At 64.2% G+C, this 24297-nt stretch carries 22 protein-coding genes; 8 read left to right on the top strand and 14 right to left on the bottom strand.

The features are described 5' to 3' along the window. Positions 1-60: 60 nt before the first annotated feature. From ACV1FX_RS25545 to ACV1FX_RS25530, 4 genes are all read right to left on the bottom strand, one after another. Complete coding sequence (locus ACV1FX_RS25545; protein ID WP_473120337.1) at positions 61-1731, bottom strand: SWIM zinc finger family protein; 1671 nt, start codon at positions 1729-1731, stop codon at positions 61-63. Next, entirely contained in the window at positions 1728-4886 is a 3159-nt protein-coding gene (locus ACV1FX_RS25540) for a hypothetical protein (RefSeq protein WP_473120336.1), read from the bottom strand. The genes ACV1FX_RS25545 and ACV1FX_RS25540 overlap by 4 nt, the downstream gene beginning before the upstream one ends. A gap of 78 nt (positions 4887-4964) precedes the next feature. Then, the gene (locus ACV1FX_RS25535) at positions 4965-6155 is read right to left on the bottom strand and encodes a hypothetical protein (RefSeq protein ID WP_473120335.1); all 1191 of its coding nucleotides are present in this window, start codon (positions 6153-6155) and stop codon (positions 4965-4967) included. A gap of 108 nt (positions 6156-6263) precedes the next feature. Further along, positions 6264-6608 carry a RidA family protein gene (locus tag ACV1FX_RS25530; RefSeq protein ID WP_473120334.1) on the bottom strand — a complete coding sequence of 115 codons (345 nt, stop codon included), beginning with the start codon at positions 6606-6608 and terminating at the stop codon, positions 6264-6266. 86 nt (positions 6609-6694) lie between these two features. Between ACV1FX_RS25530 and ACV1FX_RS25525 the strand changes: the two genes are divergently transcribed. Further along, positions 6695-7636, top strand: a complete 942-nt coding sequence (locus ACV1FX_RS25525) for an amidohydrolase family protein (protein WP_473120333.1) — start codon at positions 6695-6697, stop codon at positions 7634-7636. Here the strand turns inward: ACV1FX_RS25525 and ACV1FX_RS25520 are convergent. Genes ACV1FX_RS25520 through ACV1FX_RS25505 form a run of 4 tightly spaced genes read right to left on the bottom strand, consistent with a single transcriptional unit; the run spans position 7610 to position 12119 of the window. Then, complete coding sequence (locus tag ACV1FX_RS25520) at positions 7610-8584, bottom strand: ABC transporter permease (protein ID WP_473120332.1); 975 nt, start codon at positions 8582-8584, stop codon at positions 7610-7612. The two genes, ACV1FX_RS25525 and ACV1FX_RS25520, sit on opposite strands and share 27 nt — an antisense overlap. Next, positions 8581-9543 carry an ABC transporter permease gene (locus tag ACV1FX_RS25515; protein WP_473120331.1) on the bottom strand — a complete coding sequence of 321 codons (963 nt, stop codon included), beginning with the start codon at positions 9541-9543 and terminating at the stop codon, positions 8581-8583. Before ACV1FX_RS25515 ends, ACV1FX_RS25520 begins: the two co-directional genes overlap by 4 nt. Beyond that, positions 9540-11045 carry a sugar ABC transporter ATP-binding protein gene (locus ACV1FX_RS25510; protein ID WP_473120330.1) on the bottom strand — a complete coding sequence of 502 codons (1506 nt, stop codon included), beginning with the start codon at positions 11043-11045 and terminating at the stop codon, positions 9540-9542. The genes ACV1FX_RS25515 and ACV1FX_RS25510 overlap by 4 nt, the downstream gene beginning before the upstream one ends. Before the next feature lie 24 nt (positions 11046-11069). Then, entirely contained in the window at positions 11070-12119 is a 1050-nt protein-coding gene (locus tag ACV1FX_RS25505; protein WP_473120329.1) for a substrate-binding domain-containing protein, read from the bottom strand. 202 nt (positions 12120-12321) lie between these two features. Here ACV1FX_RS25505 and ACV1FX_RS25500 point away from each other — a divergent pair, with 202 nt between their 5' ends. Further along, positions 12322-13170, top strand: coding sequence for an IclR family transcriptional regulator (locus ACV1FX_RS25500; protein ID WP_473120328.1), 849 nt, complete (start codon positions 12322-12324; stop codon positions 13168-13170). A 92-nt stretch (positions 13171-13262) separates the two neighbouring features. Here ACV1FX_RS25500 and ACV1FX_RS25495 read toward each other — a convergent pair whose 3' ends face one another. Beyond that, the gene (locus tag ACV1FX_RS25495) at positions 13263-13520 is read right to left on the bottom strand and encodes a hypothetical protein (protein ID WP_473120327.1); all 258 of its coding nucleotides are present in this window, start codon (positions 13518-13520) and stop codon (positions 13263-13265) included. Between the two features lie 339 nt (positions 13521-13859). Here ACV1FX_RS25495 and ACV1FX_RS25490 point away from each other — a divergent pair, with 339 nt between their 5' ends. Next, on the top strand, positions 13860-14234 hold the full coding sequence (locus ACV1FX_RS25490) for a hypothetical protein (RefSeq protein ID WP_473120326.1): 375 nt from the start codon (positions 13860-13862) through the stop codon (positions 14232-14234). 13 nt (positions 14235-14247) lie between these two features. Here ACV1FX_RS25490 and ACV1FX_RS25485 read toward each other — a convergent pair whose 3' ends face one another. Beyond that, positions 14248-15528 (bottom strand): polysaccharide deacetylase family protein, encoded by a 1281-nt coding sequence (locus tag ACV1FX_RS25485; protein ID WP_473120325.1) that lies wholly within the window; start codon positions 15526-15528, stop codon positions 14248-14250. Between the two features lie 163 nt (positions 15529-15691). Continuing rightward, positions 15692-16492 (bottom strand): polysaccharide deacetylase family protein, encoded by an 801-nt coding sequence (locus tag ACV1FX_RS25480; RefSeq protein ID WP_473120324.1) that lies wholly within the window; start codon positions 16490-16492, stop codon positions 15692-15694. 82 nt (positions 16493-16574) lie between these two features. Here ACV1FX_RS25480 and mgtE point away from each other — a divergent pair, with 82 nt between their 5' ends. The 4 genes from mgtE (at position 16575) to ACV1FX_RS25460 (ending at position 20180) form a co-directional block, all read left to right on the top strand. Then, positions 16575-17996 (top strand): magnesium transporter, encoded by a 1422-nt coding sequence (mgtE, locus tag ACV1FX_RS25475; protein WP_473120323.1) that lies wholly within the window; start codon positions 16575-16577, stop codon positions 17994-17996. Between the two features lie 63 nt (positions 17997-18059). Further along, a complete protein-coding gene (locus ACV1FX_RS25470) occupies positions 18060-18356 on the top strand; it encodes a helix-turn-helix domain-containing protein (protein ID WP_473120322.1) in 297 nt (98 codons plus the stop codon). A 121-nt stretch (positions 18357-18477) separates the two neighbouring features. Continuing rightward, positions 18478-19296: an aldo/keto reductase gene (locus ACV1FX_RS25465; RefSeq protein ID WP_473120321.1), complete on the top strand. Its 819-nt coding sequence runs from the start codon at positions 18478-18480 to the stop codon at positions 19294-19296. A 50-nt stretch (positions 19297-19346) separates the two neighbouring features. After that, positions 19347-20180 carry a hypothetical protein gene (locus ACV1FX_RS25460; protein ID WP_473120320.1) on the top strand — a complete coding sequence of 278 codons (834 nt, stop codon included), beginning with the start codon at positions 19347-19349 and terminating at the stop codon, positions 20178-20180. Between the two features lie 201 nt (positions 20181-20381). Here ACV1FX_RS25460 and ACV1FX_RS25455 read toward each other — a convergent pair whose 3' ends face one another. Beyond that, positions 20382-20681, bottom strand: coding sequence for a chorismate mutase (locus ACV1FX_RS25455; RefSeq protein WP_473120319.1), 300 nt, complete (start codon positions 20679-20681; stop codon positions 20382-20384). 237 nt (positions 20682-20918) lie between these two features. On the opposite strand from ACV1FX_RS25455, the gene ACV1FX_RS25450 reads away from it, so the two are divergent. Then, positions 20919-21386, top strand: a complete 468-nt coding sequence (locus tag ACV1FX_RS25450; RefSeq protein WP_473120318.1) for a cupin domain-containing protein — start codon at positions 20919-20921, stop codon at positions 21384-21386. A gap of 105 nt (positions 21387-21491) precedes the next feature. On the opposite strand, the gene ACV1FX_RS25445 is transcribed toward ACV1FX_RS25450, so the two are convergent. Both ACV1FX_RS25445 and ACV1FX_RS25440 read right to left on the bottom strand, forming a co-directional pair. Beyond that, positions 21492-23087, bottom strand: coding sequence for a hypothetical protein (locus ACV1FX_RS25445; protein WP_473120317.1), 1596 nt, complete (start codon positions 23085-23087; stop codon positions 21492-21494). Between the two features lie 423 nt (positions 23088-23510). Then, entirely contained in the window at positions 23511-24221 is a 711-nt protein-coding gene (locus ACV1FX_RS25440) for a DUF599 domain-containing protein (protein ID WP_473120408.1), read from the bottom strand. Between the last annotated feature and the right edge of the window lie 76 nt (positions 24222-24297).

Raw genomic sequence — 24297 nt, 5'->3', positions numbered from 1 at the left:
GATACGCGAATTGTCGCCTCCGGTTCAAGCCGGGTCTGCAGATGGCAGCTTTCTTGTTACTCATGCGATGGCGTGTCCGTCCTGGGCGACGCCCTCGACTTGCGCGTGAAAGATGCGGCGCAGCGCCAGCATGTGCTCGCAAGGGCCGCGCGTCATCTTGTTGTGGCCGTAGAAGTGACAGCTGCAGCGCGCTTCAACGAGACGGTCGTCGTCATCGATGACGAGGCTCGCCTGCTCGGTGCGGGCGTTGTCGAGCACGCTGCCGCCGACGGCGCGAACGCCCTGGTTGCGATCAATACTGCCGATCGTCACGAGGTTGGCATTGATCAGGCGGTCGGCCTTTTCCTCCTGCGCGCTCGCGAAGCGTAGCTGGGCAGGCGACAGCGGCTCACGCGTCAGCTCGCGCAGGCGATAGAGCGATTTGTCGAGGTCGAACATGACGCGTCCGGCCTGGGTATAGGCCGTGAGCGCTGCATGCACGAGCGTCTGGTCGACGCCGGTCTGCTGCGCCAGCTCAGCGGCGGTCGCCGCATGGGACCTGCCGAGCGCTGCGAAAATGCGTTGAGCGGTGTCATTGTCGACCTTGTGGCGCGGCGCGAGCAAATCGAACTGCCCGCCGGAGGACCAGTCGTTCGCGGTCCAGCCGGACAAGCCGAGCGTGAAGCGCAGGCCGCCGAAATCGGCGACGAAGAACGATGGCAGGCCGGTCCCCGTCAGGTGCACCCGCACCGACCGCGCCAGTGGCAGCGCTCGTCCGAGGATCGCAAGCCGCCGCCGTCCCCAGATGCGGATCTCCGCAGCGACCTTGCCGCCATAGATCGAGCGGCGGAAGGTGAGCCTGTCGTTCCACGGTTCGATGACCACCTCCACGGGCGCATCCGGCCTCAGCACAAAGCGCAGGGAGCGCGGGCCGACCCGCTCCTTCTTCTGCGCGAGGCGGGTGAGAATGTTGGCCATGTCCACGGGATGCAGGTCGAACACGTGCGTCGGCAGGGTCATGGCGCTCGACACCTGCAGGAAGCCGCGTACCCAGCTGTCCGGCAGGTCGATCTTCTCTTCGCGAAAATCGAGATCGTCGCCGGTCTGTACCTCGAACCCGGAGGGATCAATGGTGAGCGTAGTGTCGCGATAGGAGCGGATTTTCTGGAATTCGTCGTAGAGCGCGTGGCTGTAGTCGATGTTGGTGGTGCCGAACGCCATCTCGCCGAGGCTCTCGAATATGTCGTGGTCGCACGACAGCCGCCCATAGCTGGATTCATCGAGGCTGAAGCACTCGAAGAAGATCTCGTCCGGATGCACGGTGATGACCGGATCGAGCACGATCCAGGCATCACGATTTTGCTTGTAGAGGTAGTTGAAATAGGCCTGCCGCGCCGCCCAGAACGGCTTCATCAGCCGATCGCGCTCGCGGTCGAGGCCGCGGATGCGGTCCTGCAATTCCGCGATGCGCGGCTTGAGTGCTGCAGACTGGGCCGTCGCCTCGGCGAGGAAGTTGGCCTCGTTCTGCTTCAGCCACTCGAAGTAGGCGGTACGGTCGCGCGGCTTGAAGCGCAGGTCCGACACGACGACGTGATGCAACGCGGAGATCGCTTCGCGGAACGCGAGATGGCGCGCGACCTTGCCGGTGAAGAAGGTCGGCTGGCGCAGCGTGTCCGGCGCGAAGGCGAACGACGACGAGGCGGCGTCGGACGAGGCGCTGGTGCTGCCGAGAAATCGATATTCGAAATTCATGCGGCGCTTCCGCTGGTTTGCGTGCCCCCGCTCGACGGCGTGCGGCCGGCGCGGGTTACGGTGACCTGCAGAGTGAGATCCGGCCAGGCACGGGCTATATCGCGCAGGATCACCAGCGCAGGCGCCTTGTCGCGAAGGGTTACGCTGAGGGTGAAGTCGTGCAGCAATTGCGCGATATCGGCGGCGCGGTCCCTGTGCGCCAGCGCCTCGTTGCGCAGAGCCGTGAAGATCCGGTCCTTGGCGATGCGCCCGCGGTTGATCTGCATCAGGATGATGCGAGCCTGGGTGAGGAACTTGGCGAAGATCGCCGCATCCGCCAGCGAATCGCCGGTTATCAGCTCGGTCACGAAGAGATGGAAGCTGCCCGAGGGATGCTCCAGCAGGCGCCCCAGCACCTCGGCGACATCGCCGTCAGTGAGGCTGCGCCGCAGCAGCAGGCGGGCGCCGTCCTGCACGGCCGGCACGGTCGAGTCGGCCATTACCGCCAGCGCCGCCGCCGGCAGCGCGTCGCTGGGCCATGCGGTGAGGCGGTTCACCGCGGTCGCTCGTACATCGTCCCACTCGCTCTCGACCAGCAACACGGCATTCTGCGGGTCAGCGCGGAAGCGGGCCTCGTCGGTCGCGAACGCATGAAGCGCGAAGCGGCGCACGGCAGCGAGCGAATGGTTGCCGAGGCGGGCGAGCTGCCTGACCGAGAAGCGCGACGGGGCGCGGCTCTCAAGGAGCTTTGCGCCCAGCATGCGGGCGCCGGCCGCGCGCGCCTGCAGCAGACGCCATAGCGTGCCGTCGTCGACGGCGGCCGCTGCCTGCGGCAAGGCATCGGCGAAGAGCGTAACCATGTCGGCAGCATGGCCTTCGACCGGCTCGGCGCGGAAGAAGCCGGCCATCAGCATGTCGCGCAACCGGATGGCAAAAGCCTCGTCCGTCGCCGCGAGGCGTGCGAGGAGCGGTCGCGCAGCCGCTCTCAGCCCGGCATGGGCGCCGGTGGCCGCCAGAGCGATGCTGTCGCGATGATCCGCGAGCGCGTGGTCGTCGAGCCGTGCCAGCAGGCTCATCGAGGCAATGCGGATTTCCGGCGCATCAGCCTGCAGGATCGCCTGCCAAAACGCTGCCGGCAGGTCGTCAGGCCGCGTCGGGGTCACGGCTATGAGCTGGATGCTGGCCGCCTGGACGTCGGGGCTGGCATGGCCGGTCAGGCTTTCGATCACCTCCGGCTGCAGTGGGCAGTCGCGATCGGGCCATAGCCGTGGCAAAAGCGCGAGGGCGGCAGCGAGGCCGGCGCGCAGCAGGTCGTCAAGTTCTGATGGCAATTGCGCGAGCCAGGCTGCGAACGCTTGCGTCGCGCGGGCGCGTTGGTCCGGCGAGGGCGTGCGGTCGCGCAGCCAGCCGCGCATCCGGCCTTGCACGTTGTCGTACGGGCTCGTCAGTGCGGCACGTGCAAGGGCGGGCTCGGCCCACGGCCAATCGCCGCGATCGTCGATGGCGCGGATGGCCAGTTCGCGCATGTCCTGTGCGCTCGCCTCGAGCAGCGCGGCGATCAAAGCCGCATCGGCCTTGCCGGCATCGATCAGGCGCCGCGAGATCGCTGCGGCAAGCACGGCGACCTCCGGATAGGGCGAGGCCAGCAGGCCGCCGATCGCGGCCATGTCCATCAGATCAGGCCGTGGCGGGCCCTGCCGGAGCGCCTCGGCCGCGAAGCGCGCCGCCGCGTGATTGCGCGCCAGTGTCGCGATACGCAGCAGACGCTGCGGCTGGGCATCCCAAAGCGGGGAGAACGCTTCCTCGCGCTGCGCCGGCGCACGCGCACCGACATGGCGATGGGTGAGGGCGTTGGCATTGAAGTGGCTGCTCGGGGCCGCCGCATGCAGCACGTGGCTGACGCTCCAAACCCGGCTTAGCGCCTCGGTGGCATGGGTGATGGGAAGAAAGCGGCCGTCGATGCGGACGTGCTCGGTCCACGTCACCGGCTTGGTGCCGTCGGCGTCCGTGAAGGCAAGGAGGAGCTCACTCGCCATCGCCGTGAAGGCGTCCTGTCCGAGCTCGGCGCGTTTGCGCAACATGCGCCAGGCGCGCCGTTTGAAGTAGAGCAGGGTCTGGTCCGACAGCGCGATGCGCGGAGCCGCGCTCTGCTGTTCCTCGCTGAGCTTCAGCGCTTGGCGCGAACCGGGCACCCAGACGCGGTCGTTGTAGACGCGGTCGCGATGATACATCGGCGTCGCCAGCTCGAACTGCCGCGCAGTTGCGGCGAACAGCGGGCCGTTGTCGGTAAGATCGGCATATTTGAACAGGCGCCGCAGTACCTGCACGTAGGGTGGGCGCGGGGTCATCACGTGCACGGCCGCGAGCAGCGTCTTGCGCGCGGCGCTGTCGGCGAGCGCATGGTGGGCGAGGGCAATGAGGAACTGATTGGCGAAACCGGCATGTGACGAGCTCGCCGCCTGCAGGGCCTGCACCAGCCGCGCGCCATCGCCGTTCGTCAGCGCGGTCTCGATGTCGCGTGTGGCCGCAGCATCCGTCGTTCGTGGCAGCGACAGGCGCGGCGACGATCGCCGCGCTCCCATCAATTCGCTGGCGAGGGCGTAGGCCGCGTAGTCGCGTGTCACGAGACCGACATTGACGTCGGCGCAGCTGCGCAGCAGATCGACGGCGTCCGCACCGCCACAGCGCGCCAGCGCATATACGAGGCTGTAACTCGCGTTCGCCGCGCCGATTTTCTCGGCAAAGGCGGCGAGTTGGGGATAGGCGGGGGCCAGCCGGATCACGCCGAGGCGCCAGAACAGGCGATCCCGCTCGGTGTCGGGCCACGCGCTGCGCACACAGATCGCGAGCTTCTTGAGTAGCTCCGTGTCGCGTCCGTTAGCCGCGACACCAGTGCCGGGAAGCGTCAGCGGTGGTGTGTCGCCGTCGATGCGGCGATAACCACCGTTGATCTTGGACACCACCACACTATCGAACAGCTTTTCTGCGTTCGAGCGGGGCACCGGCGATGGGGTCTTCGTTCCATCCCTTAAAGAGGCGCCGCGACGACCATATCTAAAATTGACGAGATAGCATGCGTCACTGTCAGCGCGTTCCAGATCGACCAGATCGACTTCATAGATCTTGTCGGAATTGCCCTCCTTCATCCAGAGGCGAACGGAACGAACGACTTGCATCGACTACCCTAGGATGTCCGGGGCAGCTTACATCGCAAGACGGGCGCGCCGCGTCAATGGGATTTGCCGCGATGGCGTTCACCCGGAGGGTAACTGTTCGAGCGTGCGGCCGATCCAGTCCAGCCGAGGTGCTGGGACGAGACCATAATTGTAGAAGTTGAGCCCTTTGGCGCCAGCCTTCGTGCAGGCATCGGCCTGGCGCCTCAGTCCTTCCGCGCCTGTGACGTCATGCGAGAATATTCGAAGCCCGGCGCCTAGGAATTTTTCGTTTCCAAGCGCGGCTTTGCCTTGTGCCAGGGTCGCAGCGCACTCATCCGGCGTGCGTCCATAGACGCAAAGAATCGCTCCGTCGCAGACCTTGCCTATCGCTTCGAGATCGCAGCCTCCCAGCCAGCCGTTGGCAACATCGATCAAGACGATGCGACTGTCCGCGTGCGCGCGAACCTTCATCTCGGCGATGAGACTGGTCACCGGCTCGGTTCGCCAAAGAAGATACTCGTGAAGAGCTGGAAACTGGCGGAAGCTGTCGAGGCCACTGGCGGGAAACTCCGGAAACCGCGGTTGCGGCATCTCGCGCTCGCACGCCTCGACGATCCACTCAGCGACGAGACGGCGCGCCGCCTCGACGTCGACGCCGGCTGCTCCGGCGCGGGCGCGACAGCAATCGCAGAAGCAAAGCGAAAGGGCGAAATCGTCCTCGGCGGTCAGGCCGACGCCGTCCTTTTCGTGATGGAATTCGTGCGCGAAGCCCATGAAGGATGGGCTCTCGAGTTCGACGATATCCGGACGATAGGCGTGCGTGACGTCCTCGACCAGGGCACAGACGTAGGCGCGTGCGTCGGGATTGGACGGGCAGAGGCTATAATAGTTCGGGTCGCCGAACGCATTACGCGTCGTGACGCCCGGGTGAAGAAGTCCAAGGCGCGTATTGTGCAGGCACACCGTCCAGCAACTGACTTTCAGACCGCCGGCGTCGCGACGACGCACGAGCTCACGCAAGACGTCTCCGCCTTGTGCGATGACATCGGCGACCTTCGGTCGGATCGTCACGCCTTCCCAACGTGATGGCGTCGGATGAAAGTAGATGGTCCCGTCCTCGGGAAAATAGGCCTTGCGGAGCGAGCTGCGCGGTTGAAGGAAGCGGCCCGCGTGGTAGGACGTCGCGAGGCTCACGCTGTTCACGCCGGCGCGGTCGCGCAATTCTCCGATGACGCGATCGAAGCCTAGATCCAGTATGTCCCAGGCGTAAGTCCACATTGAGCGATGCATCGGAGATCCTTCGTAGAAACTCTTCGTTGGCAGAGACGGAGTCTGCATGCGTCGACACCATCGTCGCTGCAGACCGAACGGTCTTTCATCACCAAGGCAATTCGCCGCCTACAGCGCCGCGATGGCAGTTATCTCGATGCGCAAGTCGGGGTCGGCGAGACGTGCCTCGACACAGGCCCGTGCCGGCGGCCTCTCTGGATCGACCCAGGCGTCATAGATGAGGTTCATCGCCTCGAAATCGGTGATATGCGGCAGGAAGATGTTCACCGCGACCAGTCTGGACTTGCTGGTGCCGGCTTCGGCGAGCAGAGCGTCGATCTTGGCGAGAACGTCACGCGTTTGATCCGCGATGTCCGCCTTGCGATTGTCGGCGACCTGGCCGGCAATATGAACCGCGCCGTTGTACGTCACCGCCTGCGCCATCCGTGGGCTGACTTTGTAGTGTTTCATCATTGCAAGCTCTTGCCATTGTGGGGTCGAACGATTGGACGATATAGTCGAAGCAGGAGGCGGGCGCCGCCGCTTTTCGTGGAGCCAGAGTGACGTTGAGGTACGACGGTCCCATCATCGACGCGCATCATCACCTCTGGGACCTGAGCCTTGGCCGGCATCACTGGCTCGCGGTCAACGCCGGCGAGCGTGGTGGCCTGGGTGACCTTGCACCTCTCAGGCGCAACTATCTGCCTGAGGACTATCGTCGCGATGCGGCGCGGCAACACATCGTCGGCAGCGTTCACGTGGAAGCCGGTTGGACGAGCGAGGACTGCGTCGGTGAAACGCGGTGGCTCGAAACGCTCGACAAGACCAACCGCATTGCGGAGCGCTATGTCGTTCGCGTTCCGCTGGCGAGCGCGCAAGCGCCGGCTTTGATCGAGGCGCAGGCGAGCTTCTCGCGCGTTGTTGGCGTCCGCGATGTCTTGAGCTGGAGCGAGGACCCGGCGCGCCGTTTCGCCGTGCGGGGCGATCTCATCGACGACCCGCAATGGCGCTTCGGACTCGCCCGGCTGGAGGCCCATGCACTTGCCTTCGATCTGATGGTGTTTCCCGGTCAGCTTGCTCAGGCGGAAAGATTGGCACGGGACTTTCCGAACCAGCTTTTCGTTCTCAATCATTGCGGCAGCCCGATCGACCGTGATCCGGACGGCATGTCGCGTTGGCGAAAGGCTCTCGCGAGCCTGGGCCGCGCGCCCAATGTGTCGATCAAGATCTCGGATCTCGTGGCCTATGATCATCACTGGACGCTCGAAAGTCTGGCCGAAGTGGTCCTCCACTGCCTCGAATGTTTCGGCGCCGCGCGAGCGATGTTCGCCAGCGATTTCCCGGTCGCGGGGCTCCACGCTTCGTTCGATGAGGTGTACGACGCCTTCAAGACCATCGCCTCCCAGCTTTCTGCCGATGAGCAAAGGGCCTTGTTCTTTGCCAATGCGAAGCGCCTCTATCGGTTCGACCACCTTTCATCTTCGGCGCGTCTCTCGACCTGAGACCAGGAGCAGAGCGAGGATGAGCGATCCGAAGAGGATGCTTCGCCACCCCGGCGAGGCGTTGACGACCGTGATGAGCGCTGTGATCGTCACGAGAAGAACGGCGCCGGGAATCGAGCCGGCGTATGTGCCGGAACCGCCGAGGATGGACGTGCCACCGAGCACGACCGCCGCGATCGATGAAAGCAGGTAGGGATCGCCGATGCCGACGTAACCCTGGCCGTTCATGCCGAGGAGAAGAAGACCAGTCATTCCCGCGGTCAGGCCGCTGATCGCGTAAACGGCGACGGTCGTCGATCGGACATTGACGCCAGAGAGAGTTGCTGCAAGCGAATTGGCGCCGAGCGCGAAGATGCGGGCGCCGAACGGTGTCGCATGGAGCGCGATGAGCGAAAGGGTCGACGCGACGGCCCAAACGAGGACGCCGGCAGGGATGCCGCCCGGGCGGGCGGAGCCAAGCCATTCCAGCAACGGACTCTGCGCGGAAACCGCGCTGCCGCCGGCAAGCAAGATCAAGAGGCCCTGCAGAAAGGTCGCCATGGCCAGGGTCATGATCATGGGATGGGCACGCAAGAGAGCGACGCCGATGCCGTTGAGGGCCCCGATCAGGGTCGCAGCCGCCAGGGTTATAAGAGCCGCGAACGCACCACTCTCGTCGCCGGTAAATGAGACGAGCGGCACGCCGACCGCGCTGACCGTGATGATGGCGCCGACCGAGAGATCGATGCCGCCCGCGATGACGACGAAAGTTTGCCCGATGGCGGCCAGACCCACCACGGAGCCGAGCTCGACGAGATAGCGGAGATGACCAAAAGCGCCGAAACCTGGCTTCACGAAGGAAGCAGCGATCCATAGCGCGGCGACGGTCAGAATCGTCAGGAAAGGCCGGCTCATCACCAGCGCGCGTGCCCGAAACTTTGGAAAGCGGACCGTCTCTGCTGGTCTCATGGCGAACTCCTGCGCGCCGTAAATTCCGGCAGAGCGACGGCGCCGACGATGATCAGGCCTTGCGCGATGTAGTGCGCGACAGGCGGGAAGCCGAGGAAATACATCACATTGATCATGACGCTGAGGAGAAGGCTGCCGGCAATCGCGCCGCGCATCGTTCCACGGCCGCCGAGAAAGCCGACGCCGCCGAGAACTGCCGCTGCAATCGAGTTGAGCGTGAATGCTTCGCCGATCACCGGATCGCCCGAGCCGGTTTGTGCAGCGACGAAGAGGCCCGCGCAGGTCGAAAGCAGCCCGCTGACGGCATAGGCGGCGATCCGCGCCGCGTCGACGGGCACGCCGGCGCGGTAAGCCGCGACGGGATTTTCGCCCGCCGCGTAGAGGCTGAGGCCAAGAGGGGTGGCGAGATAGAGTTTCCAGACGACGACGGTGAGGATGACCAGCAACGCGGCCACGGGCCTGTCCCCGGCAAGCGAATCCGACAACCATGCGGGGATTGCGCCGCCCGGTCTTGGCAAGATCAGCAGGGCGGCGCCCCCAATTATGAAGGAGGCAGCGAGCGTGACGACGATGGCGGGCAGGCCCAGGCGCACGACGACGATACCGCAGGCTGCGCCGGTGACGAGACCTGCCACGATCACCAAGGCCGAGCCACCGGCGACACCGAGCGGCCCGGCCATCGTGGTCGCGGCGATGACCGCGCCCAGACTGACCATTGCGCCGATCGCCAGGCTGACGCCGCCGGCAAGCATGAGAATTGCCTGCGCCATCGATACCAGCACGAGCGGCAGCCAGCTCTGCGAGAACTTCGCGATGCCGCTGACGCTGATGAGGCCGGGGAAGAGATAGGCGTAAAGAGCGAGAAATCCCGCCACGACGATCAAGAGGCCTTTGACGCCGCGGTTACGCTGTCGTTGTGCCGGCCAATAGAGCCGCGTCGCGCTTCCGGCTGCGCTCATGCTGCCGTCCTCATGGGATCTGCGCCCATCGAAGCGGCCACGATAGCCTCTTCGCTCAGGGCCTCGCGTTCGATGGTGGCCACGATCCGCCCCTCGCGCATCACGGCGACGCGGTCGCAAAGATGCACGAGTTCGGGCGTATCGGAGCTCGAAAGGACGATCGCCTTGCCTTCGCCGGCGAGACGCCGCAGCAGCGCGTAGATTTCGCGCTTTGTTTCGACGTCCACGCCGCGCGTCGGATCGTTCAGCAACAGAACTTGCGGCTCGGCCGGGGTCCATTTCGCCAGCGCCACTTTCTGCTGGTTGCCGCCGGACAACGCCTGCACCTGCCGCGTGAGATCGCCTTTGATCGTGAAGCGGTCGGCGAGCGCGCCGGCGAGGGTGCGCTCTTTCGATCGGTCGCGCAACGACAGCCCAAATGCACGTGCGAAGCTTGGCAGCATGAGGTTCCAGCCGATGCTGTGAATGAGATGAAGACCCTCGCGTTTGCGATCAGCCGGTACATAGGCAAGTCCCAGCGCATTGGCCTTGCGAACCGACGAGGGAAGCTTCGCCCGGCCGTTGAACTCCGCGGTCCGCGCCGAGGCGGGCAGGGCGCCATAGAGACTGAGGAGTAGATCCTCCTGTCCTTGACCGACCAATCCGCCGACGCCGAGAACCTCACCGCGCCGGATCGAAATATCGACGTCGCGCAGGACGCCGGCGGAAAGTCCCGAGACCGACACGATCGGATCGCGCTCGGCCGCCGGTGTCCAGGCCGGGAAGAGGTGGCCGGTATCGCGACCGACCATGAGCCGCACCAGATCGGCTGCCTCGACGCCCTCGATCGACCGGTCCGCAGTGACGACGCCGTCCTTGAGGACGGTGACGTGCTGGCACAGCCGCATGATCTCGTTGAGCCGGTGAGAGATATAGAGAATGGCGACGCCCTTCGCGCAAAGACGGTCGAGCAGGCCTGTCAGCGTCTCGACCTCGTGCGCGGACAAGGACGACGTGGGCTCGTCGAGAATGAGAACGCGCGGTTCTCGAAACAAGGCCTTGGCGATCTCGACCATCTGGCGCCGGCCGAGCGGCAGGTCGCCAACCGGGGTCGCCAAATCCTCGTCCAGTCCGACGAGGTCCATCGCCGCCCGCGCACGACCGGCGAGGCCGCGATAGTCGATTAGTCCGTAGCGGCGCGGCAGCGCGCCAAGGCCGATGTTCTCGGCGATCGAGAGCTGGCTGGTGAGGCCGAGCTCCTGCTGAACCACCGCGATGCCCGCGCGATGCGCATCGCGGGGATTGAGTCCGCGAAACGAGCGTCCGTCGATTTCCACGACGCCCTCGTCGGGGAGCAGCGCCCCCGACAGGATATTGATCAGCGTCGATTTGCCCGCTCCGTTCTCGCCGAGTAGCGCGTGAATGCGGCCGGGCTGAAGCGCGATGGACACGTCGCGCAGCACGGGATTGCCGAAGAACGACTTCGACACGCCGCGTGCGGCAAGGGTCGGAGCAGGAATCATCTTGCGACCGTTCTCGGCACTTACCTACTTTTGAGCCAGAAGCTCGTCAAAGAGCTTCTGATCGTAAGGAGAGTAGATGTAGCCGTCGGCGGGGAAATCTTTCGCCTTGGCCAGATACTGGTCGAGGTTGGAGTTATCGATGATCGGCAGAGGAATTTTGACGAAAGCCGGGACATCCTTGCCAGTCAACGCCTGCACGGCTGCGTAGGTCGCGAAAGCGCCGAGCCAATTGGGCTGCATCGTCGCCCATGCCTTGAGATTTTTTGCCTTCCACAATTCGAGGAACTGGCGCGCGTTCTCGCCCGTGATCGGAACCTGCGTGCGACCCTGCTTGTCGAAGGCGAGAACCGCGCCAGCCGAGAGGGCGCCGCCGAGCGACAAGATTCCGTCGATGTCGGGATGAGCGAAGAGAAGGCTGGTCACCGCTTCCTGCGCCGGCGCGACGTTGTAGGCGGTATTCGTCTCGGCGAGGATGCTCACATTGGGATTGGCTTTGAGCACTGGCTCCGCGCCCTTGCGGCGGTCGTCGCTGACGGAGACGCCGGCCGGGCCGTTCAGCACGAGGATCTTACCCTTGCCGCCAATCGCGTCGACGAGGAATTTCGCCGCGCTCGCGCCCCATTGCGCCGAATCCGTATTGATCTTGGCGGTGACCTGGTCGGTGTCGACGAGGCTGTCGAAATTGATGACGGCGATGCCCTTGGCGCAGGCGTCGGCGATCACGCGGCCCGGCGCGGAAGACGAACCGGCGATGAGGATGATCGCGTCGACATTGGAATCGATCATCGACTGGATTTGCTGGATCTGGGTGTTGGCGTCGCCTCGGGCATCAGTGACGACGAGTTTCGAGACGAGACCCTGCTTCTTGAGATCCTCGACCTCTTTCTCGATCGTGCCCTGCGTCTCCTTCATCCAGGTCGGCACCGAATAGATGTCGGCCCAACCGATCGTGAATGGCGGCTTGCGGTCGCCCTTCATGCATTTGGCCGCGGCGGCGGCTTCGTTTGCCGTGCCGATCAAAGCAAATAGGCCAACGCAAATGGCGCTAACCGCCGACAACGACGACTTCATCATCCTTCTCCCTCCAATGCACGGCGCGCGGCGGCGCCATCAAGGCCTGGCAGTGGGCGACGGATCGGCAGGGGCCTCCACAGGCCGATCACCACGGCTTGCTTTCCGGTCTATTCCACTATAATGGACATGCTTTCGTTATAGCGGACGTCGGAAAGCTATCGTCGTTTCAAAAATCGCGCAATAGGCAACAGGCTGGATAGGGATGAGGACCGTGGGATTCGCGGTGAAGGACGCCGAGGTGACCTCGCGGGCTGCTGAGGACACCGGAGTTAGCCGGCGCGCGCGGGGGCTCGATCGGTCCTTCGTGATTTTGGACTATCTGCGCGAATTGCGCCGGCCGGCTCGACCAAACGAGATTGCAGTCGGCGTCGATGCTCCGAAATCGACGACCTACGAACTCGTCAATCTGATGCTGGCGGCCGGCATTCTCGAATATGCCGACAAGGAAGGCCGCGTTTTTCTTGGCCGCAAATTGTACTTCCTTGGCCTTGCCTACCAGTCACAGTTCGATCTGACCCGCGAATGCCGGTCGTATCTCGACGAGCTCGCTGAGACGACGCGCGAGACGTCTCAGCTATGCATGCTCGACGGCGGCAAATACACGGTCGCAATGATGCGCGAAGGCGCCAGGCCATTTCGCATCAGCTCGGATGTCGGCGAGAGGATTCCGATTCCCTGGACCGCGTCCGGGCGCCTGCTGGTCTCCCACATGAGCGACGAGCAGATCCTCGCCTTCATTCCAAAGGAAGACTTCGTTCTGTCGAGCGGTGTCAGGCTGGACCCGAAGGCTTTCCTTGCGGATGTTCACAAGGCGCGGGAGGACGGGTTCTTCTCGTTCGACTCGCTGGCCGACAATTTCACTCATTGCTTCGCGGCGCCGGTCTTCCAGGGCGACGGGATTTGCGCAGCGACCCTCTGTCTGATCGCGCCCCGCCAAGACGCAGTCCGCAACTACACGCGCTACCGCGACGTTCTCGTTGCCGCCGCGCGAAGCCTCTCCGAAAAGACCGACACTTCCCCGATCTCGATCGTCAAGGCGGCCGTGGCGTAGCGTTCTGCCGCTGCTGTTTCTGCCTTTTCCAGATTGACCCGCCGTGGCAGAACGTTCCAACTTTGTTCTTGCCGTAGTCGAGGCGCCGCCGCTCAGCCATACTCCTCACCGATCCCGTATTCCCGGTAGATCTCAAGCGGATCGGCGTCGGGGAACAGGCGGCATTTGGCCTGAGCGAGGTGCAGGCTGACGGTGGCCGGCTCCTTGCCGTTGGCCAGTATCTTCCGGATGTCGTCCATATGCGTGCGCGGCTGGTGCTTTGGCGCGAGCTGTTCCAGCGCGACCAGCGCGGTAGCCAGCGCCTCGGTGAGCACCCATTCGTCGTGGCCCGTGATTCCCTTCTTCGACATCGGCAGACCCCACATCGGCTGGCGTGGCATACTCAGTGTAACGCGACTTTTGCTGAATCTCCATCGAGCCGATGCGGCCGCCGCCGTCCTCACGCGGCGTCGCGGCAAGCCGCCTGCGCTCTCTTGCATTATGGCCAAGCGTAGCTAAAAGGCGCACTCGCGCGCGTCCGGCCGCCGGTCGATTCCCGGCCTGTGCCGCGCCGGCAGTCTTAATCTTGGCTGCACAATGTTGGCGTAGACCAGCACCCGCAGCATTCCAGGCCGGCCGTTCCGGCTTGCGTCAACATCTCCGCAATCCGCAACGATCGCACGATCGCGCCGCCCCTCGCTGGAGCCAGCATGGTCTTTCTCAGCTTCGTCTACCGCTTCGTGACCAACTTCGCGTTCCTGGCGATGGTCTATTTCAGCCTGAACTTCATGGAGAAGTATCCGAACCGCGCGATCCTCGCGATTCTCGTGCTGGTCTATACCGGCATGCGCGCGGCCTCGACACTGCGGGCGTTCTATTTTTACCAGAAGATCGAGAAGCTGGAAGGCGAGACGCGGCGACTGCAAGCGCCGATCAATGACGGCAGCGGCGGAACCAATGCGCGCAAGCAGATCGTGATCGACGTGGCGCGACTGCGCCGCGACGGCGAGCTCAAGTCCTATATGGACCTGTTCTTCCTGGCGCTGATCGTGCTGCTCTGCGTCGCCGCCATCGTGCGGCAGTAGGCGCCTTGTGAGGCTACTGCTGCTGCCGCTTCTTCAGGCTCGCGAGCTTGGTTGGCCGCGCCGCACTGGCGTTGGCATTTTGTGCCATGCGCTTGGCAGTGACGCGTGCGGCCGGTGCGTGCTTGCCACCATGCGCTGCGACCGCCGCAGGCCGGCCGCGCCCCCTTGCATTCCTTGACGAGAGCGCATCGGCCGTGTTGGCGCCCCGCGCCAGCTTCGTTGCGACATGGCGCGATGCCGTCGTGATCAGTAGCACTTCGAGCGAGCCTTCCTTGATCTCGAAAAGGTCCCGGCTCGGAACCGGCAGGCTTTCTGCGCCGGCCTTTGCGACGCCCCAGCGCGACGACGCGGCCTGGCGCGGCAGCTCGGTATTGAGATCCGACAGTAGCGGGGCCCGCAGCATTTCGCTCCGTGTGAAGACGAAGCTCGGAATCTTGGGCCAGCGTACCGCGGCCACGTTCTCGCTCGCCGGATGCAGCAGCCATTCGACAGGTTCGGTCGGCGTCGCCGGCCGATCGGCAGTCGCCGGCACCACATGCACGATGCGATAGCCGCGTGCCTTGAGGTCCTGGATGATCTTCGGCAGCGCCGCCACCGTGCGCGCCTGGATGTCGTGCAGGAGCAGGATGCCCTTGCCCTTGGCTTCGAGCCGCTGGATCGCGAGCTGATGGACGCGCTCGGGCGAGACGTGCCGCCAGTCGTCGGCCGGGAAATCGGCGCTCCAGACCTGGATGCCGCGCGAAATGAGATAGTTCTCGACGGCATCAGCGCGCAGGAGCCCGGGAATCCGGAAAAACGGCGCCAGCGCCGACGGATCGGTCATCGCCGCCGTGGTCCATTGGATGCCGCCTTCGATCTCGGCCTGCGCCTTCTCGATAGGCATCTTCTCGAAGGTCAGGGGATGGGTGAGGCTGTGCGTGCCGACGGTGTGGCCGGCCGCGACCAGCTTGCGCACACCCTCGGGGTTCGCCTTGGCCTGATTGCCGATGGTGAAGAAGGTCGCCTTGATGCACTCATTGGCCAGGATCTGGAGCACCTGGTTCGAGTATTTCGGCAGCGGCCCGTCGTCGAAGGTCAGGACCACCTCGTGATCCCTGAGCGGCAGCGTTTCCCGGTACTGCATCGTGCCGATGCGAGGATGCTCGCGGGGGTCGACTACGATCGTGCGCGAGGTGCCGAGCGCATCGGGATGGCCGGGACAGTCGGCCGCGAGCGCAACGGCAGGACCGGCGGCCAAAAATCCGAGGCAGACGATCCAGGACCGCGTCCGGCAGGAAACACTACGACCGATCATTGCTCTCCGTCTGCTCTCGTACGCGATTCATGACCGAACATTGGTCAAATCCCGGCCAAAACGGTTCAGGCGCGGGTCCCCATCCAATTTGCATGGCCTAGCATGAACGGAGGCTTAATTGCCCCGCGATCACCCCAATTTGGGCCGCCGTGACATTCCGGCATCAATGCGCATTGGCGCTCTTTTGCGGCACTGCCGGGACGATGTGAACGACGTGGTAGCCATTGTCGTGCAGGTACCGCAGGAAGGCGGGCATCATGGCCGCGGTCCGCGCCTGCGCGTCGTGCAACAGGATGATCCCCTTCCTGGCGGCCTCGAGCCGCTCTGTGACCTTCTTCAATTCCTGCTCTGGGGTGATGTCCTCCCAGTCGCTCGCCCAAAGGTCTGCTCCGAACACGGCGATGCCGCGCGACTGCAGCAGATCGAGCGTCGCCGGCGTGGAGTCGAAATAGGGGAAGCGGAAGAACGGCGTCGATGGCGTGCGGGTGGCCGCGCCGTTGAGTGCCTTCTCGTCGGCCTCGATCCCGCGGTCGATGTTCTCCTTCGCCTGTTCGAAGGAGATTTTCGACGACATCGGATGTGACCAGGTGTGATGCGCCACCGTGTGACCTTCAGCAGCGATCCGCTTCACCAGTGCCGGCGATTCCGCCGACGACTGGCCGACCAGGAAGAAGGTGGCGCGCACGCATTCATGTGCGAGCGCCGCCAGCACCTTTTGCGTGTGTGGCGGCCGGGGCCCGTCATCGAAGGTCAGCACGACCTCGTGATCGGCGAGCGGCAGGGTCTGCGGAAAGCTCTTCAGTCCGACCCGCGGATAGGCCTTGGCATCGACGCTGAGCACGCGCGCGGTGCCGAGCGCATCCTGGCGCGGGCAGTCGGCCGCGTCCGCAGCCGTCATGCCGGCAAGCACCGCCGTTGCGGCGACGAGCAGCAGGGCCCATTGGTGCAGACGCATCTTTGTCATTGCGCTCGATGTTGCCTTGTGACTATTGCCTGAACTCCAGCTCAGACCAATTGATCCATCCTGTCAAACGGCGAGGCGCGCCATGGACGAACATATGGACGTTGCCGAACCCGTCGAGACCTCGGTTCTCGACCACGTTCCCATGCGCAACGAAGATGGCGAAATTCGTCACGAATTCGTCGCAGAGATCGCGCGGGCCATCGAAGCCTCCGACAGCGCGCAGCTGCGGGCCATCGTCGCGGAACTGCACGAGGCGGACCTCGGCGACCTCATCGGGGCGCTGGAGCCGGACGACCGCGTCCGGCTGGTCGAGCTGACGGGGCGCGATTTCGACTTCTCGGCCCTGAACGAGGTCGACGAGGCCGTGCGCGAGGAGATCCTCGAGGAACTGCCGCCGGAAACGGTCGCCGAGGGCGTCCGCGAGCTCGAATCCGACGACGCCGTCGAGCTGCTCGAGACCCTCGATGAGGCGGATCAGGAGGAGATCCTCGAGAAGCTGCCTCTGCCCGAGCGCGTCGCGCTCGAGCGCAGCCTGCTTTATCCGGAAAACTCTGCCGGAAGGCGGATGCAGACCGAGTTCATCGCGGTGCCCCAGGATTTCACCGTGGGCCAGGCGATCGACTACATGCGCGAAACGCCCGATCTGCCGGACCGCTTCTACGAAATATACGTGGTCGACAAGGAGCAGCACTGGCAGGGCGCCGTTCCGCTCGACGTGCTCCTGCGTGCCCGCCGCCCGGTGCCGCTCGCGGACCTCTGCGACGAGGATCGCCGCCGCGTCTCCGTCCTGGACGACCAGGAGGAGGTGGCGCGCATGTTCGGCAAGTACAATCTGGTTGCCGCGCCCGTCGTCGATACCCAGGATCGCCTGGTCGGCGTCGTCACCGTCGACGACGTCGTCGACGTCATCGAGGAGGAGGCGGACGAAGACCTCAAGGCGCTCGGCGGCGTCACCAGCGACGAAGAACTGTCCGACAGCGTGCTGACCATTGCGCGCGCCCGGTTCAATTGGCTGCTGGTCAATCTCGCTACCGCGTTCCTGGCGTCTTCCGTGCTCGGCCTGTTCGAGGGGCAGCTCGAAAAGATGGTGGCGCTCGCTGTGCTGGCGCCGATCGTGGCGAGCCAGGGCGGCAATGCCGCGACCCAGACCATGACGGTCGCGGTGCGGGCGCTGGCCACCCGCGAGCTCGGCTCCTCCAATGCCTGGCGCGTGGTGATGCGCGAGACGTTCGTCGGCCTCGTCAATGGCCTTGCCTTTGCGGTGATCACCGGCATCGCCGCGGTGGCCTGGTTCAAGATCCCGGGCCTCGGCATCGTCATCGGGCTTGCGATCATCTGTAACCTTGTCGCCGGCGCGCTCGGCGGCATTCTGATCCCGATGGGGCTCGAGCGGGTGCGGGCCGATCCCGCGGTCGCCTCCGGCACCTTCGTCACGACGGTGACCGACGTCGTCGGCTTCTTCTCCTTCCTCGGTATTGCGACCTTGTGGTTCGGGCTGAAATAGCAGCCACCGCACTATCATTAATCCGAACTTAAGCCACCTCGATCATGATCGCTCCGCTTGGGGATGAACATGCGGTTGCGGCTGAAAGCGGACGGACGGATCGTCGAATTGCGGGACGGGCAGGAGCTTCCGCTGCAAGGCGTGGCTGCGCCGAGCGAAGCCGGCCCGCTCGAAGTGCGCGACCTGCGTCGCCGCGCCTGTCTGACCCAGATGGAGTTTGCCGAAAAACTCGGCGTGCCCGTCGAGACCATCCGCAATTGGGAGCAGGGCAAGCGCGCGCCACGCGGACCTGCACGGGCGCTGCTCGCGGTGATCGCCCATGCACCCGACACGGTCTTCCAGGCACTCGCAAAAGCCTGACGACAGGGCTGTAAGGCCAACATCCGATCAGGCCCGTCGGATGACCGCGGGCCGCCTCGGTTGGCAGCCGCGGGCGCGAGGTCCATAATGCAACCGGGGGCGAGCGAGGAGAGGATTCCTCATGCTGTTCGTCGAGGCCAATGGTGCAAGCATTCCGGCTCTCGGGCTCGGGACCTGGGAGCTGAGCGGCCGGACCTGCGCGCGCGTGGTGGAGCAGGCGCTGCGGCTCGGCTACCGCCATGTCGACACGGCGCAAGTCTACGACAATGAGCGCGAGGTCGGCGACGGGGTTCGCGCCTCCGGCGTGCGCCGCGACGACGTCTTCATCACCACGAAGGTCTGGACCAATCATTTCGCCCCGAACGATCTCGAACGCTCGGTCAAGGAAAGCCTGGTCAGGCTGCGGCTGCCGTCGGTCGATCTGTTGCTGCTGCACTGGCCCAACCCACACGTGCCCCTTGTCGAGACGCTCGGCGCGCTGGCGCATGCCAGGCGGCTCGGGCTGACGCGGCATATCGGCGTCTCCAACTTCACGGTGGCGCTGATCGAGGAGGCGGTCGCCGCGTGTCCGGAGCCTCTGGTCTGCGACCAGGTCGAATTTCATCCCTATCTCGATCAGACCAAGGTGAGGGCGGCCTGCGACCAGCACGGTCTTGCGCTCGTCGCCTACAGCCCGATCGCCAAAGGCCGCATCAAGAGCGACGAAACGCTGGCGAGGATCGGCCGGGTCCATCGCAAGACGGCTGCACAAATCTGCCTGCGCTGGCTGGTGCAGCAGAACGTCGTCGCCATCCCGCGCACCTCGCGCATCGAACGTCTCTCGGAAAACATCGAGATCTTCGACTTCGAATTGTCGCCCGACGAGATGAGCCAGATTGCCGCGCTTACCCATCCCAAGGGCCGGCTGACCGATTTCGGCTTCGCGCCGAAATGGGATTGAGGCGCCACGCCCATATGCTAGGAACCGCGGGTGACAACCGAAGTTGGGCCATGGATTGGCGGCGGATCATACGGACGGACATTGCGGCGTCGGCCGTCGTGCACCTGACGCTTGTCGTGCTGATCGTCCTGATCAGCGAGGTGCATCCGTTCCATGCTCCGCCGAGCGATACGGTCGCCGTCGACATCGTTACGCCGGAGGAACTGAAGCAGAAGGAGCCGGAGCCGACGCCGTCGCCGCAACTTTCGTTGCCCGAGCTGGCCGCGAAGGACAAGGCGGAGGCGCCCGCGCCACCTCCACCGCCACAACCGGCACAGCAGCCATCGCCGCAACCGGCCCCGCAGGCCTCGCCGCAGCCTTCATCGCAGCCATTGCCGGCCAAGCGCGAGGCCAATGCGCAGGCTCAGCCACAACCACAATCCGCGCCGCAGGCCCCGAGCTACAAGCCGCCGGAGCCCGACGTCACCATCAAATATGGCGTGATGCTGGGCTTGCCCACCGAGCTGCCGCCCTTGTCGAAAGAGGCTCCCAAGGAAAATGACACCGGCGGCGCCGCCGCCACTGAGGCAGCCAAGCTTCCGGCCGATGTCATCGCCGAATTCCGCCGTCACCTGCGAAGCTGCGCGAAACTCCCGGACACGATCGCGCCGTCCGACAAGGTGCACATCAAGATGCGCACCTTCATGACGACCGACGGCCAGCTCGCCACCGCCCCCGCACTGATCGAGGCCAGCGCATCGCCCGCCAAGGGCCTTGCCCTGATGCAGGCCGCAAAGGCTGCGCTGCAGGCCTGCCAGCCCTACACCATGCTGCCGGCCGACAAGTACGAGGAGTGGAAGGTGCTGGACCTCACCTTCACGCCAGGGGATTTCGGGGCGCCGTAGCGACCGTCACGGCAGCATAGCGGTCGTGCGACCTTTGTCCGACGGCAAATCTGAGTTCTCGAAATCAACCCCATGCAAAGAAGGGATTGATCGCCGCTTCACCCGGCGACACAAGATGTTGTGGCCCGAAGAGCGAGCACGCGTGCCGTCAATTAGGTCATGGCCTCCGCAACCTGAAAGAGCCTGCGGCGACCGCGTTGATCACCTGGTGGCGGCAGCTTCGTGATGATGTCGTATCACTTCGTCGATAATAAACTTCAGAAACTTCTCTGCAAAAACAGGATCCAGATTCGCTGCGTCGGCGAGCTGTCTCAACCGCGCAATCTGCGCCTTTTCCCGGCTGTGATCGGCTGCCGGCAATCCCGAGGCAGCTTTGAGCTCGCCAACCAGCCGCGTGCATTTGAAGCGTTCGGCCAGCATGTAAACCAGTGCAGCATCAATGTTGTCGATGCTCTGACGCAGACTGACGAGTGCCTGCGGCATTTCTTGTTCGTCGTTCATTATCATGTTCCTGCCACGCGAGTTCTGGAATTACGGAGGATTACTACGCGCCAACAAATTATCGTGTCTCACTTAGAGGGTGCAGTCCAGCGCTGTCACCGTCACCAAATCTCGGCTTCTGACCGGCCGGGATCACCCATGCGCGGCTCGTGCCTTGCCTTGACGACCGGACAGGCTAGCATCGCCATGCAAACACATGGCGTCAGTTTGACTGGTGCTGAAAAAGGGGAGGTTATCATGACGACTAGCCGCGTCTGGCGCTTGCTGCTGTTGCCGCTCACTTTCGCCGGCACGCTGAGCATCTGCTCCGCCGCCGAGCTCAATCCTGCTGCTGTCGTCTATAAATTGCCGAACCAGATCCCCTGGGGCCCGGTCGACGCGCGCGGCGCGCAGTCAGCCGTGGTGGTCGGCGATCCCAACAAACCCGGCTTCTATATGGTCTACAACAAGTGGACCAAGGGTAACCACTTCAGCCGCCCGCATTTCCATCCGAACGATCGCTACATTGTGGTGCTGCAGGGCACTTGGTGGGTGGGCTCAGGCCCGAAATTCGATCCCGAACACGGCACCGTGCCGATGCCGGCAGGCAGCTTCGTAACCCATTACGGCAAGCAGGTGCATTGGGACGGCGCCAAGGACGAGGACGCCGTGCTGCTGATCATGGGCGAGGGCCCGGCGACAGCGACGGCGGCGGAAGAAAAATAGCCCAGCAGCAATCAAGCCCGTCGCGCCGCGATTCATCTCCCGAATAATTCAAGGAGATGAAACATGGCGATGGGAAATGACGGTGACAGTCCTGGACTGTCTCCATCATTTCGTCTGTACCTCAAATCCGCGAACCGGCCTGAGGCAGGTCGCACAATACTCGACCCGCACCGTGTTGCGGTCCGTGCAGGGCTGATCCACCGCCATCAGGAAGCGCATGGGCTGGGCGATGAAGAAGCTGGACGACTCGACCCGGCAATAGTTCTGCGCCTTCAGATAATCCGTGAGCATGCCGAGCTTCATGAAATGGCGCGAGGTGTCGGTGTAGCCGGCATAGTCGAACAGCTCGAATGGCGGCCGGTTATTTTCGCGGAAGGCTTCGCGGAACGCCGTGACCTGCGCACCGACGAACCCGACCAGCAGCAGCGCGATGACAGGAACCCGCCAGGTCGCGCGAAGGCTGTCGAGGCCTAACGCGATCGAAACGAAGAGGAGGAACTGCGGTATGATGTAGTATCGATCAGCAACGCTGGCGATCGAGAGCCGCAGCGCGGGGAAATAGGCAATCGTCCACAAGGCGAAGAGCGGCACGATCAGTTGCTCTGTATCGCTCCGTCTGCAGCGGGTCGCTCGGAGCGCGATTGCCGCGAATATCGCGAGAAGCAGCGCCATGCGCGCGTGCAGCGCGATCATCTCGAGCGGGCCGGGCAGGTAGGAGACGACGCGCTCGAGCAGGATCACGCCCGAAGCCGTCCCGAAAAAGCTGACATCGCCGATCGGCGACGCTGCCAGCGAGAGCACCACGAAGCCTGCAAGCAGGGCGTTGACGCAGCGCGCGACGCGCGGCTCGGTGGTGGCCCTCAGCACGTGCGGAAGAAGGCGGCATTCCAGACGAAGATAGGCATGCGTTGCGAGCGCGATCAAAGCGAGGCCCACCAGCATCGCCGGCAGCACCCGGCTCACGAAGCTGCCGTCGCCGACGAAATATCTCGCGGACAGGACGAATTGAACAAGCAGGTTCAACTGCCCGATCAGCAGCAGCCGCGCACTTCCTTCACCCGGCCATTTCAGGGCGACAAATGTTGCCGCGGCGGCAAAGGACAGCGCGGCGGCCGCAAAGATCGCGTGACTCCAGCATCCCAGCGAGAAGGTCAGGAGAAGAAGGAAGAGCCATTTCGGCCGGCTTCGACCCGGCTCCATCACATGCGGGAGCGCCAGGAGCAAGAGCGACAGCAGAAGGTTCTGCAATGCGTTCACTTCCCAGGCGATACGACTGTAGAAGAGGAACAGGAGCGAGGATCCCATCAGCAGCGTGAAGTAGATTGCCGCAGCTCCTCTTTTCCAAAAAGCGAGAGCCGCAAGACCCAGGGCCAGACCGTTCAGAACGACGCCTGCGAGCCGCAGGCTGCCGACGCCGGGCGAGATGATCGAGAAGATCATCGTCACGATCTCCGGGAAGAGCGATCCCGTGTAACCATTCATGCCCCGGAGGGTGAACATCCCGCGCGTCTGCTGCTCGAACGCGCGCAGCCCCACCCAGGCTTCGTCGCCGTGCAGACCAGGGAACGAATTCAGCCGAACGGACAGGGCGGCAGCGACAACGGCAATGAGGGCTGCCAGGAGGCCTGCGCAGGCGATGCGCCTGTGTCGTCGCGACCCCGCCGCAATGTATGCCGAGGCCGGCCAAAGGAAAGAATGCATGCCCGCCAGCCACCGTTCGAATTCGCAGGGGCAGGTCTATGTGGGAAAATATCCCACGTCAATATGTGATAGTTGGCTACGACAGGCGGTCCACAATTCGAAATGTGAGTTGTGAAATCGCAGGCTGCCCACACTCCGTCATTGTGAGCCACCGGATCCCCGGGAAGCGCGGCCCGATGACAGGCTCCGTGAAGCAATCCAAAAATGCATCTGCGGAAAGACTCTGGATTGCTTCGCTGCGCTCGCAATGACGATCTGAGGTACACGCTTGCCCAACTCTAGCTGTCATCGCCCAGCGAAAGCGGGCGATCCAGCACTCCGAGACGGCGATAACGGAGAAGCCGCGGAGTACTGGATGCCCCGTCTTCGCGCGGCATGACAGCGGTAATTGGGCAGTTGCAGGCAGCCTAGTCGATCGCATCGTTATGACGATCGATCTAGCCCTTCAGCGACTTCTTCCGGCGCCATTGCCGCCCACGCGCTGGATGCGAACTGCCGTCGCCAGGTCACGATCACCACCGCCGCCGTCGTCACGAACAGCACCCAGGGGCTGACGAACCAGCCGAGATAGCCGAGCGCGAAGAAGAAGGCGCGCTGGCCGCGGTTGAAGTGACGGCCGGCGGCCTCGAACAGGCGCGTGGTGCGGATGACGTGGGCTTCGGCTACCGGTGTGCCGCGCTGGGAGGCCGGCGGCATGCCGCCGAACAGGATCGCGACGTAGTTGAAGAGCCGGTAGGCCCAGGCGAACTTGAAGAACGCGTAGACGCAGATCAGGACGAGGCCGACGCATTTCAGCTCCCACAACGCAGGCGAGGGGCTGAGATCGATCGGCAGCTTGGACAGGATGACGAGCGCGTCGTTGGTCGCCCGCAAGAGGGCCAGCGCGCCGCCGATTGCGAACAGGCTGGTTGAGGCGAAGAAGGCGGTGCCGTTCTGGAGCGAGGCCATGATCTGCATGTCGACCATGCGCGCCTCGCGGTCGAGCAGGCGGCGCACCCAGACCTCGCGGTAGCGGTTCATGCGCGACGACAGGCTGTCCCGGCCGTAAGCCGAGTGCTCCAGCGTAATGGCGTAGACGAACCATTCCAGCGCGAAGAAGCCGACCGCGGCGATGTCGACCCAGTATCCGCTCATAGTGATCCCCTCGTTGGCTCGCAGGATTGCCATGCATGTTCCGTCGCGGCAACGATTGATTGCGTGCAGGCGATGG

This window comes from Bradyrhizobium ingae, assembly GCF_055791185.1.
Note: the sequence above shows the minus strand (reverse complement) of the source record. Positions and strands in the feature narration are given on the sequence as shown.

What these genes read in the sequence shown, in the direction of transcription:
- ACV1FX_RS25520 (WP_473120332.1), bottom strand. Translation starts at nt 8,584, where the DNA reads ATGAGACCAGCAGAGACGGTCCGCTTTCCAAAGTTTCGGGCACGCGCG.
- ACV1FX_RS25455 (WP_473120319.1), bottom strand. Translation starts at nt 20,681, where the DNA reads ATGAACGACGAACAAGAAATGCCGCAGGCACTCGTCAGTCTGCGTCAG.
- ACV1FX_RS25460 (WP_473120320.1), top strand. Translation starts at nt 19,347, where the DNA reads ATGGATTGGCGGCGGATCATACGGACGGACATTGCGGCGTCGGCCGTC.
- ACV1FX_RS25505 (WP_473120329.1), bottom strand. Translation starts at nt 12,119, where the DNA reads ATGATGAAGTCGTCGTTGTCGGCGGTTAGCGCCATTTGCGTTGGCCTA.
- ACV1FX_RS25440 (WP_473120408.1), bottom strand. Translation starts at nt 24,221, where the DNA reads ATGAGCGGATACTGGGTCGACATCGCCGCGGTCGGCTTCTTCGCGCTG.
- ACV1FX_RS25465 (WP_473120321.1), top strand. Translation starts at nt 18,478, where the DNA reads ATGCTGTTCGTCGAGGCCAATGGTGCAAGCATTCCGGCTCTCGGGCTC.
- ACV1FX_RS25445 (WP_473120317.1), bottom strand. Translation starts at nt 23,087, where the DNA reads ATGCATTCTTTCCTTTGGCCGGCCTCGGCATACATTGCGGCGGGGTCG.
- ACV1FX_RS25485 (WP_473120325.1), bottom strand. Translation starts at nt 15,528, where the DNA reads ATGATCGGTCGTAGTGTTTCCTGCCGGACGCGGTCCTGGATCGTCTGC.
- ACV1FX_RS25540 (WP_473120336.1), bottom strand. Translation starts at nt 4,886, where the DNA reads ATGCAAGTCGTTCGTTCCGTTCGCCTCTGGATGAAGGAGGGCAATTCC.
- ACV1FX_RS25515 (WP_473120331.1), bottom strand. Translation starts at nt 9,543, where the DNA reads ATGAGCGCAGCCGGAAGCGCGACGCGGCTCTATTGGCCGGCACAACGA.
- ACV1FX_RS25490 (WP_473120326.1), top strand. Translation starts at nt 13,860, where the DNA reads ATGGTCTTTCTCAGCTTCGTCTACCGCTTCGTGACCAACTTCGCGTTC.
- ACV1FX_RS25545 (WP_473120337.1), bottom strand. Translation starts at nt 1,731, where the DNA reads ATGAATTTCGAATATCGATTTCTCGGCAGCACCAGCGCCTCGTCCGAC.
- mgtE (WP_473120323.1), top strand. Translation starts at nt 16,575, where the DNA reads ATGGACGAACATATGGACGTTGCCGAACCCGTCGAGACCTCGGTTCTC.
- ACV1FX_RS25535 (WP_473120335.1), bottom strand. Translation starts at nt 6,155, where the DNA reads ATGCATCGCTCAATGTGGACTTACGCCTGGGACATACTGGATCTAGGC.
- ACV1FX_RS25510 (WP_473120330.1), bottom strand. Translation starts at nt 11,045, where the DNA reads ATGATTCCTGCTCCGACCCTTGCCGCACGCGGCGTGTCGAAGTCGTTC.
- ACV1FX_RS25470 (WP_473120322.1), top strand. Translation starts at nt 18,060, where the DNA reads ATGAACATGCGGTTGCGGCTGAAAGCGGACGGACGGATCGTCGAATTG.
- ACV1FX_RS25500 (WP_473120328.1), top strand. Translation starts at nt 12,322, where the DNA reads ATGAGGACCGTGGGATTCGCGGTGAAGGACGCCGAGGTGACCTCGCGG.
- ACV1FX_RS25530 (WP_473120334.1), bottom strand. Translation starts at nt 6,608, where the DNA reads ATGATGAAACACTACAAAGTCAGCCCACGGATGGCGCAGGCGGTGACG.
- ACV1FX_RS25450 (WP_473120318.1), top strand. Translation starts at nt 20,919, where the DNA reads ATGACGACTAGCCGCGTCTGGCGCTTGCTGCTGTTGCCGCTCACTTTC.
- ACV1FX_RS25495 (WP_473120327.1), bottom strand. Translation starts at nt 13,520, where the DNA reads ATGTCGAAGAAGGGAATCACGGGCCACGACGAATGGGTGCTCACCGAG.
- ACV1FX_RS25480 (WP_473120324.1), bottom strand. Translation starts at nt 16,492, where the DNA reads ATGACAAAGATGCGTCTGCACCAATGGGCCCTGCTGCTCGTCGCCGCA.